This window comes from Elusimicrobiota bacterium, from assembly GCA_016788905.1.
GTDB lineage: Bacteria > Elusimicrobiota > Elusimicrobia > FEN-1173 > FEN-1173 > JADKHR01.
In genome coordinates, this window is the sequence record JAEURZ010000010.1 from 90,645 (window position 1) to 100,080 (window position 9,436).

The 9,436-nt window shown below is 55.8% G+C and carries 10 protein-coding genes; all 10 read right to left on the reverse strand.

Features of this window, described 5'->3' with window-relative positions:
• Positions 1-33: 33 nt before the first annotated feature.
• A complete protein-coding gene (locus JNK54_05975) occupies positions 34-693 on the reverse strand; it encodes a dephospho-CoA kinase (GenBank protein MBL8023814.1) in 660 nt (219 codons plus the stop codon).
• Positions 690-1,529 carry a bifunctional DNA-formamidopyrimidine glycosylase/DNA-(apurinic or apyrimidinic site) lyase gene (mutM, locus tag JNK54_05980; protein MBL8023815.1) on the reverse strand — a complete coding sequence of 280 codons (840 nt, stop codon included), beginning with the start codon at positions 1,527-1,529 and terminating at the stop codon, positions 690-692. The genes JNK54_05975 and mutM overlap by 4 nt, the downstream gene beginning before the upstream one ends.
• On the reverse strand, positions 1,522-4,305 hold the full coding sequence (polA, locus tag JNK54_05985) for a DNA polymerase I (protein ID MBL8023816.1): 2,784 nt from the start codon (positions 4,303-4,305) through the stop codon (positions 1,522-1,524). The genes mutM and polA overlap by 8 nt, the downstream gene beginning before the upstream one ends.
• Positions 4,306-4,334: 29 nt before the next feature.
• Complete coding sequence (locus JNK54_05990; GenBank protein ID MBL8023817.1) at positions 4,335-4,901, reverse strand: redoxin domain-containing protein; 567 nt, start codon at positions 4,899-4,901, stop codon at positions 4,335-4,337.
• A gap of 8 nt (positions 4,902-4,909) precedes the next feature.
• Positions 4,910-5,230, reverse strand: coding sequence for a thioredoxin (gene trxA / locus JNK54_05995; GenBank protein ID MBL8023818.1), 321 nt, complete (start codon positions 5,228-5,230; stop codon positions 4,910-4,912).
• A gap of 129 nt (positions 5,231-5,359) precedes the next feature.
• Positions 5,360-5,827 carry a hypothetical protein gene (locus JNK54_06000; protein ID MBL8023819.1) on the reverse strand — a complete coding sequence of 156 codons (468 nt, stop codon included), beginning with the start codon at positions 5,825-5,827 and terminating at the stop codon, positions 5,360-5,362.
• Complete coding sequence (locus JNK54_06005; protein ID MBL8023820.1) at positions 5,817-6,671, reverse strand: FAD:protein FMN transferase; 855 nt, start codon at positions 6,669-6,671, stop codon at positions 5,817-5,819. Before JNK54_06005 ends, JNK54_06000 begins: the two co-directional genes overlap by 11 nt.
• Positions 6,661-7,203, reverse strand: a complete 543-nt coding sequence (locus tag JNK54_06010; protein ID MBL8023821.1) for an FMN-binding protein — start codon at positions 7,201-7,203, stop codon at positions 6,661-6,663. The genes JNK54_06005 and JNK54_06010 overlap by 11 nt, the downstream gene beginning before the upstream one ends.
• A 42-nt stretch (positions 7,204-7,245) precedes the next feature.
• The gene (locus JNK54_06015) at positions 7,246-8,553 is read right to left on the reverse strand and encodes a hypothetical protein (GenBank protein MBL8023822.1); all 1,308 of its coding nucleotides are present in this window, start codon (positions 8,551-8,553) and stop codon (positions 7,246-7,248) included.
• 263 nt (positions 8,554-8,816) lie between these two features.
• Entirely contained in the window at positions 8,817-9,305 is a 489-nt protein-coding gene (locus JNK54_06020; GenBank protein MBL8023823.1) for a transcriptional repressor, read from the reverse strand.
• Positions 9,306-9,436 lie beyond the last annotated feature (131 nt).

Below are 9,436 nucleotides of genomic sequence, written 5' to 3' on the forward strand. Positions count from 1 at the left end.
TCCCATTATAGCCAGAGGGGACAGAAGAAACGCCTAAGAAATTGTAACGTTATTGTAAACGTCCGGCAGGGTCTCGGCCCGACGTCGAGGTCCAAAAAGACGGGTTAACCCTTGCACCAAGTCCGCCCGGGTCCCTCTATTGTCCAATAGGAAATCGGCCCGGCGACGTTTATCTTTTAAGGACATTTGAGCCGCCATGCGTTGCAGCGCCTGGGCGCGCGTAAAGCGGCCGCGGGCCATAATTCGGGCCAAAGAAATTTTTTTTGGGGCCCAAACTAAAACGGTTCGGTCCACCAATCGATCCATCCCCGTCTCAAACAACAGCGGGACATCCAAAACCAAAAGCCCCCGATCATGGGCAGCGATACGGCGTTTAAGCTCCCGTTCAACCAAGGGATGAAGAAGCCCTTCCCATTTTTTCTTCAAAGCCTTCTTTCGAAAAATTCGGTCGGCCACGCGCGCCCGATCCAAACGGCCGTCCGGACCAAGAACCGAAGGGCCCATCAAGGCTAACGCGGGAGAAAACCCCTCCCCCTCCGGACGCAAAAGTCTGTGGACGATTTGGTCCGCGTCGACCACCGGAATTCCACGCTTTTTGAGAAGCGCCACCACCGTCGATTTTCCCGCGCCCATTCCCCCCGTGAGTCCCACCAGAAGCCGAGGCCAATTCCGATTTCTTTTTGATTTTTTCATTTTTGACACTGCGGACAGAACACCGCTCCCCTTCCGCTCACTTTAGTCCCCCGCAAAATCGTTCGACAACAGGGGCAGGATTTCCCGGCTTTCCCATACACCCGCAACCGTTCCCCCGCTTGACCGCGCTCACCCCGAGCGTCCCGGTAATCCCGAAACGAAACCCCCCGATGGGCCAGCCCCTCCCCTAAGACATCCCGAACATGACCCAGGAGCGCGGGAATTTCCGAGGGATGAACCGCGCTGGCCCGCCGCGTGGGCCGAATTCCCGAACGGAAAAGGGCCTCCGTCACGTAAATCGTGCCCAGACCCGCGATTCGCTTTTGATCCAAGAGCACCGCCTGGATTTTGGCGGACGACCGACGAACCTGGCGTCCCCAAGGCCCCGGATCGATGCCCTCCCCTAAAGGTTCCGGCCCAAGGGCCGCGATGGCGGGATCTTTATGCCAAGTGTCGGCCAACCAGAGTTCCCCAAACCGCCGGGTATCGATAAAATTGAGAACAGGGGCCCCCTCCGTAAAGATCACCCGGGCGCGCGCCCGAGGATCCGGCGGTCCCAAAACCAAACGGCCGGTCATCCGCAAGTGGGCCAACAGGGAGGGCCCCGACCCCAAATCAAAGATAAGATATTTTCCCCGTCGATGAAGGTCCTTCACCGTTCGCCCCACCAACGTCCGGACGAAATCCGCCACCCGCACCCGCCGCCGCGGCCGCCCGCCCGGACCAAACCCTTCCACCACGCGGCGGTCGATCACCTGAACATCCGAAATCATCTTCCCCACAAGAAAAGCAACCAAATCCCGCCGAATCGTCTCCACTTCTGGAAGTTCAGGCATACGGTTTCATTTCCGCCCAATTTCGGCCCGTCTTCAGATCCACCCGAACCGGCACATCCAAGGCCAAAGCCCCTTCCATGGTCTTTTGAATGGGGACCGCCACCTGGGCCAGTTCCCCCTCGGGAACCTCAAAAAGGAGATCATCGTGAACCTGCAAAAGCACCCGAGTTTTCCACCGCTTTTCCTCCACGAGTCGCGCCACGTCCCGCATGGCGACCTTGATGATATCGGCGCTCGTCCCTTGAATAGGCGTGTTCATGGCCGTCCGTTCCGCGAACCCCCGCACGGCGGCGTTCGCGGCCGTGATCTCCGGTAAATAGCGACGGCGGTTCAGGAGCGTGGTGACAAACCCTGCCTGACGGGCCTCATCGATGATCCGCCCGATCCAGTCTTTTACTCCCGCGTATTTCTCGAGATAAGCGTTGATGTACGCCTGCGCTTGCCCCAACGGAAGGCCCAACTGTTGAGCCAGCCCAAACCCGGTCTGTCCGTAAACGATTCCAAAGTTGACGGATTTCGCCACACGCCGTTGATCTTCGGTCACCGCATCGCTAGAACCCAAATGAAAAATATCCCGGGCGGTCGCCGCGTGAATATCCTCCCCCCGCTGAAAAGCCGCGACGAGGGCGGGATCCCGGGAAACATGGGCCAGAACACGGAGGTCTATCTGGGAATAATCCGCGGAGAGAAAAACACACCCCTCCGCCGGCACAAACGCCCGTCGGATTTGCCGTCCGTACTCCGTGCGGATGGGAATGTTCTGGAGGTTGGGATCGGAAGACGACAATCGTCCCGTGGCCGCCACCGCCTGATTGAACCGCGTGTGCACCCGGCCCGAGTCCCGTACTTGAGCCAAAAGACCGTCGATGTAGGTGCTCTTGAGTTTGGCCAGTTCACGGTAAGCCAACATTTTGGCGGGAAGGGGGTGTTGGTTTGATAATTTCTGAAGTACCTCTTCATCCGTTGAGAAACCCGTTTTTGTTTTCCGCACCACGGGAAGTTTAAGTTTTTCAAAAAGGATCACGGCCAATTGTTTGGGCGAATTCACGTTGATCGGTTCACCCGCCAACCCATGAATCTCTTTTTCCAGTCCCGCGATGTCCCGCTCAAAAGATTCTGACAACGCGGTTAAATAGGGTACGTCCAGCCCGATCCCCACCTTTTCCATGGCGCCCAAGATCGGAACAAGGGGCATCTCCACTTCATAAAAAAGACGCTCCATTCCTTTCGACTTGAGTTGCTCTTCCATGACCGCCTTCAGCCGAAGAGGGACCTCGGCGTCTGCCCCCGCGTAGGCGGCCACGTCCTCAATTTTCACCTGGTCCATGGTAATCCTTTTGGCGCCCGACCCGATCAAAACATCGATGTTCGTCATGCTTTCGCCAAGGAAATCCAACGCCAGGGATTTTAATCCATGGGTTTGACGGCCTGGGTTTAAACAGTAAGAGGCCACCAGCGTATCAAAGGAAATAGGGGAAACGGGCATCCCCATCCGGGTGAGGACATGGTTGTCGAATTTCAAATTCTGACCGATTTTGGGAAGGAGAGCAGAGGAAAAAAATGGCGCCAAGACCGTTCGGATTTTTTCCAAAGGAAGTTGAACCGGCATTCCCAAATACGAATGGCCCACGGGAAGATACCAGGCTTCGCCTGGTTTGACCGCTAAGGAAAGACCCACCAACGTGCAATCAAAAACCTCCAACCCCGTGGTCTCCACATCCACGGACAACACGTCCGCCTGGGCGAGCGCGTTTTTCAGAAGAGCAAGATCCTCCTCCGTTAAAACGGTGTGAACCACGCGAACCCCCGGGCGTCCGACTGGGGGGAGGGCCGCTGGGGCTTCGTTCGAAACAGGACGCGCTGGGCTCTTGCGGCCCTTAGCGGGGGGAGATTCCTCTCGTTCCGGATTCCGGGTCGGTTGAGATTCCAATTCAGGAAGGAGACTGTTAAATTCAACCCGGCTCAAAAACGCCACCAACTGTGCTGAAGGTTTTTCCGGCACGGTGCAATCGGCCAAATTCAGCGGGAGGGAAACATGTCGGTCAAGAACCACCAGGTCCCGGCTCAACCGAGCCTCTTTTTCCTGGGCGCGAAGTTTTTCTTGCACCGGTCCTTTCACTTCGTCCAAATGGGCGTAGAGACCATCTAAGGATCCGAAATCTTTCAGTAACCCCGTGGCCGTCTTTTCCCCCACACCACGGACGCCGGGAACATTATCGGAACTGTCCCCCAGCAACGCAAAATAATCCACCAGCTGGTCGGGGCGGAGACCATATTTTTTCTCCACCGCCGCCGCGTCATAGAGGACACCCCTTTGCTCGTTGAGAACCGTCGTCGTCTCCCCCACCAGCTGAAGGGCGTCCTTGTCAGCGGTAACCACCACGACCGAATAGCCTTCCCGCCCGCCCGTTTCCGCCAACGTGGCCAGAAGATCGTCGGCCTCAAACCCCGGCTGAACCGCCAGAGGCAACCCCCAATCTTCCACCATTTTGCGAGCCAGAGGTAACTGAAATTTCAATTCGCTGTCGATTTCTTTACGGTGAGCTTTATAGGCGGTATACGTTTTGTGTCGAAAAGTAGGGGCGGGGTCATCGAAACAGACCACCAAACGATCCGGCCGGTTTTGACGAATGATTTTGCTCAACATGCGGGCGAAGCCGAAAAGCGCGCCCACGGGTTCCCCTTTTGAATTCGTCAAGGGAGGAAGAGCGTGATAAGCCCGGTGCAAATACCCGTGGGCATCGATCAGATAAAGAGATTTTTTTATGTCTGTCACGGGGCACCCCAGAGGGGGAAGGAAAAACCTTAGGCCCCTAAGAGTTGGTTAATCAGGGCGCGCCAATTCCCGGCGAATTCCGGGGCGTAACCGGACCAATCGTTCACAAGACGTCCGTCCTGGTCGATTAACACAAAATGCGGAATTCCGCCCACCCCGTAAGAACGAGCCACATCGGAATCCCCCGCTAAGAGAACCGGGTAGGGGATTTTTTTCTGTTCGACAAACCGTTTTACCTTTTCAGGGTTTTCGTCCAGATTCAACCCCAAAACTTGAACCGGTTTCCCTTGGAAATGGCGGTGGAGCTTTTCCACATCCGGCATGGAAATCCGACAGGGAGGGCACCAGGTGGCCCAAAAATCCAAGAAGACCACCTTCCCCTTAAAATCCGCCAGGGACACCGTTTTTCCATTCGTGTCCTGAAGGGAAAACCCTGGCGCCGGGTTTTTCCCAAAATCGCCCGCAACAGGTGCCGCGGTCTGGGAAAAAGAGTCCGACGATTGGCCCCCCGAATTCGAACCGCAGGCCGTCCACACAACAGCCCCGAGCGCTAAGGGGAATACCCAAAGGGAACGCCGGGCGGACGGAGGAATCACAAACCGCCTTATTTCAGCAACCCGTCAATTTTGGCGATGATGTCTTTCTTTGAATGCACACCCACCATTTGTTCAACCACCTTGCCGTCTTTGAAGAACAGCATGGAGGGGATCGCGGAGATATTGAATTTAGACGCCACGTTCGGGTTATCGTCCGTGTTCATTTTTCCAACAACGACCTTCCCGGCGTATTCCTTGGCAATTTCTTCAACGATCGGACCCAACATGCGGCAGGGACCGCACCAGGGTGCCCAAAAATCCACGAGCACGGGCTGGGTGGCTTTTAACACATCTTTTTCAAAAGTCGCATCGGTTAATTGCAGTTCCATGGAAGGCTCCTTTCTGTTGCGGCAGGTTCATTAACGAAACGTCCAAATCCGCGAAAAGTTCCACGGACCAGAAGGCAACGCGAGGAGATTCTAACACACCCGGGGGCCCCCGTCAAAACCGCGAGGGGGTTACCTACGGCGAGAGTGAATAAAAAAAAGCGGTAAGACCAGGAACCCCAGGGCATTGTGGGTGGTGCTCAATGTTCGGCGCAACACTTCTCCGCCCGCGTAATAGAGCCCCCACCCGGTGAGAACCAAAATCACCGTCACCAACGCTAAGGACAAACTGGACAGCCGTTTGGTCCCGGTCTCCCAGCCCGTTCGAAAATGAAAAGGGACCAGGGATCCCACCGCCACAAGGAACAAGAGGGCCGTGAACCCGTGGGCCGCCCGGGCCGAAAATTCGCCCCAATGGCTCTCTAACCCAAAAGGTCCTTCCCGCCTCCCAAAATACCGGGCCCAAAACCACAGGACACCCGTCACCCATACCCCCCCCACCGCACTGAGAAGGCCCACCCGTTGCCACAAAGGCAATCGAGCGTTGGGTTGAGCCGAGTGACCCTTCAGGTGTCGAAGGGGGATAGGATTATTGACCATTGGATTTCTCCTTTGATGAAAAAACGAATGCCTCGGCCCGAAATCGACGCAACAGGGGTCCCGCTTGATCCGGGGCCAAGAGGACCACTTTCGTAAGAGCATCTGCCCACAGGGCCCGCCGCGCGACCACCGTTACACTTTTTTGAGACGTGACCGATTGCCCGCGAAACACATAGGGGGAAGAAACCCGACCGCCCCCGACACCCCGTGCAGAATACGTGGGAGCGGAACTGGCCACGGCCCCCGCCCGGCCCTGCCCCAGGGAAATCATTTTACTGATTTGGCACGGGTGACGAACCCAAAATTTTTCCGGTCGATCCGAAAAAAAAGCCAAATCTCCTCCCGCGTTGACGCCCCCCCTTTTGACCCCGGATCGACGAAGGGCCGACAGTGCCTGATCCACCGCAAACCCCTTGGCGATGCCTCCTAAATCGATCCAAAGGGGCCGTCGAAACCGAACGCGGAACCCCGGCCCCATCCGGACATCCCCAAAGGAATGTCTCCCCCTAGGAATCGCGCCGACAAGAGGTGGAAGGAACCCCTCCCGTGCCAAAACCTGTCCGACCGTCACATCAAAAACGCCCTGGGACAAACGGAACAACCGTTGCGCCTCACGGAGGACCTTAAACGTTTGGGGGTGAACCAGAACGGAACACCGATGGGCCTCCCGATTGAGACGGGACACATCGCTCTCCGGGTCAAAATAACTCATCCGCTTCTCCACCCGTTCCACCGCCGCTAACGCGCGCGAAATCCCTGCCGTCACCGCTGAAGTCTCCCCTTCCGCCCACACCGCCACCAAGGTCCCCATCAGAGGTCGCGCGCGGGACCTTTTAACTTGCACGGTTCTCCATCAAGGCCAGAACGCGGCGAACCCCGTCCGTCACATGCCGACAGGAGAGGGTGGCTCCCGAGATATTTTTTATGTCCAAGGGAAACCGCAGGGCGTCCCCCGTTTTCTTCCCGACGAATTGACGACGCCAGCGCGGGGTGCGCACTTCGCCTCCATAGACTTCTCGGTAACTCAATATTTCCACGCCGAGAACCTCGCCCCCGGAAGAAATTCCCACCCCAAAAGTAATGAAGTCGTGTTTCCCGATCACCTGGTCGATCACCACATGACCCACCAGCTCTTCACCTTTTTTTACGGTCCAAATTTTTGGAGCAACAGCCCACGATCCTCCCCCCGCGGCGGCCGATGCCGCCGCCAGGGAAGAAACCGCAGGGGAGGGAAGACGATCAAAGGATTCTCCTTCGGGGAAAAGGGCCTTTTGAGCGTCACTCTCTGTTAGGAAATCCGCCGCAACAACAGGGGAAAACGACGCCACCAAAGCCGGCACCGCCGCCCAAAAACTCTTGTTGCTGAAGGACCTCATAGAACCTCCACCCCTCTCTTGAATTCCAGAACAAATTCCGGTTTAGAACATATACCCCAACCCGAGGTTCCACTGATCAACGGCTGAGTCGGCTCGGTTGCGATTGTTTTGATATTCCCCTTTCAAAACGACGGTCGCAATGGGCTTAAAGGTCAACCCGTAAACCATTTCCGTTCGATCGTTGGCGGGATCCGAAACAAACCCGTCCGGCACACGGGCCTGGGTGTTGTAACGTTCGTATCGGAAGAAAGGGGCAAGATAGAGACCCTTTTCCCCGCGGGACAATACATTATACGCCACTTGGCCGTATCCGCCCCACATCCGTTCCCCCACCGATTTATTGCCGGTGAACCCCTGGGCCGTATTGATCAACGAAACTTGCCCCACGGTTACCCGAGAATAGAGACCCCTCAGCTCGACTCCTTCCCACTGGTAATCCCCGTGAGCTTCCCATAACGCGGTCCGAGCGGACAACTTCTCAGAGGAAACGGTCACGCTTTGTCCCGATTCTCCTGAATAATACGATCCACCCACAAGCAGTCCGGGAACCCCCGAATAGTCCACACGTCCCACAACCCCAAAATCTTCGGCGTAGGTGTTGGACCCTTTTTGACGGCCATCCCGCAATCCGCCAGACGCGGAATACCCTTTGACATTTCCTGACGAACCACCGACAAGAAAATCATTTACCGCTTGAAATCCATTGATTATGTAGGCCCGATAAGAAACGGATCCCGTTTGACCAAAGACGCCCACCCCGTTTTCCCGCCAGGTGCTCGGAATGATGTTCCGTTCAACGTTGGGCCGGTTGACCCCATGATACACCGCGGGCTCGTGAAGTTCGTTCAAAAAACCCATGGGGACAAGCAACAATCCACCCCGGGCATTGAAGGAAGGGGTCATAAGGTAATCCAAGGAAACCATTTCAACAGAGATCTCCCCCCTTTTGTCTTCCGCCGCGTGTTCAAACTCTATTTCCGAGTTCAGCACAAATTTTTCAGAAAACCGGAACCCCGCATACAAAACGAACCGGAGATAATCCAGGCGGTTCTTCTTGTCGGAGCCCGCACCCGAATCTTTTTGGGCATCAAAATCCTGGTAAACCATCTCCCCATACCCTCCCAGAGAAACACCTTCTTTGAGGTGATACACTTTGGACGCCGCGGGCGCCAATCCGAACACCGGTTGGTAAACGGCGTTAGGTTTGTTCGCGGCCTTGAGCGTTGAGACTTCTTCGCTCAACGAAGTCACCCGCCGTTCCAAGTCGGCCAAATCCACCGACTCTCCCGCCCACATCATCCCTCCCGACAACACGAGAACACCCGAAACCATCCATTTCCTAAACCGCATTGCGACACCTCCGTTTGATATGAAATTTCATTTCAATATAAAATGAAAAAAATGCGCTGTGTCTCTTGATTAAGTCGGTATCACTACCCCTCCGAAGCGGGACGGTCCCGGGTCCGGCTAAGCCCGCCTAGCGGAAGGGGGCCCCTGCGACGAAGTCGCAGGGGGGAACCGACGGGACTGGTTCCCCAGCGGGCGTGCCGGATCCGGGACCGTCCCGCGTAACTTCCGTCAAATATTTCAGGGAGCGAAAGAGACAAAAAAAATCAGCCTTCCCTTTTCTTGACACATTTTTCGCACCGACCAAAAACCTCATGACGGTGATAGACCGGCTCAAACTTCCGTTCACGGCAGGCCTTTTCTTGGAATCGTTCAATCTCGGGCCATTGAACTTCCTGAATGCGGCCACAGGAAAGACAAACCAAATGGTCGTGATGGGGCCGATCCAACTTGACTTCGTACCAAACCCCTCCCTGGGGTCCATACACCTTTTCCGTAAGCCCCGCTTCTTCCAACAATTTGAGAGTGCGAAAAACCGTCACTTTCCCAATCCCCCGCCCCCGCACCGCGGCGTAAATTTCGTCCTGGGTCAAATGCCGATCAGTGCCCAAGAGGTGGTTGAGGATGTCCTCTCTCTGATGGGTATACACCAGCCCTTTCTTCTGAACATGCTCGCGAAACACTTCCAAGATCCGGACAGCATACCCCGCCCGCCCCGCCGCCCAAGATGGGAAAAACACCAGTTCATCACTCATACAAGTTGAAATCATATTTCATTTGATAATTCATGTCAACTTTTTTGAAACTCCCGTGAGTTCAAAGTGCCATTGCACCAAGCAGATATGAAGACCTGCGCTAAAATAGGCAGGTATGAAACCCTACAAAC

Bases quoted from the DNA above. Each gene is read 5' to 3' on its own strand.
- mutM (MBL8023815.1), bottom strand. From the start codon at position 1,529: ATGCCTGAACTTCCAGAAGTGGAGACGATTCGGCGGGATTTGGTTGCT.
- trxA (MBL8023818.1), bottom strand. From the start codon at position 5,230: ATGGAACTGCAATTAACCGATGCGACTTTTGAAAAAGATGTGTTAAAA.
- JNK54_06020 (MBL8023823.1), bottom strand. From the start codon at position 9,305: ATGAGTGATGAACTGGTGTTTTTCCCATCTTGGGCGGCGGGGCGGGCG.
- JNK54_06000 (MBL8023819.1), bottom strand. From the start codon at position 5,827: ATGGTCAATAATCCTATCCCCCTTCGACACCTGAAGGGTCACTCGGCT.
- JNK54_05975 (MBL8023814.1), bottom strand. From the start codon at position 693: ATGAAAAAATCAAAAAGAAATCGGAATTGGCCTCGGCTTCTGGTGGGA.
- JNK54_06015 (MBL8023822.1), bottom strand. From the start codon at position 8,553: ATGCGGTTTAGGAAATGGATGGTTTCGGGTGTTCTCGTGTTGTCGGGA.
- JNK54_06010 (MBL8023821.1), bottom strand. From the start codon at position 7,203: ATGAGGTCCTTCAGCAACAAGAGTTTTTGGGCGGCGGTGCCGGCTTTG.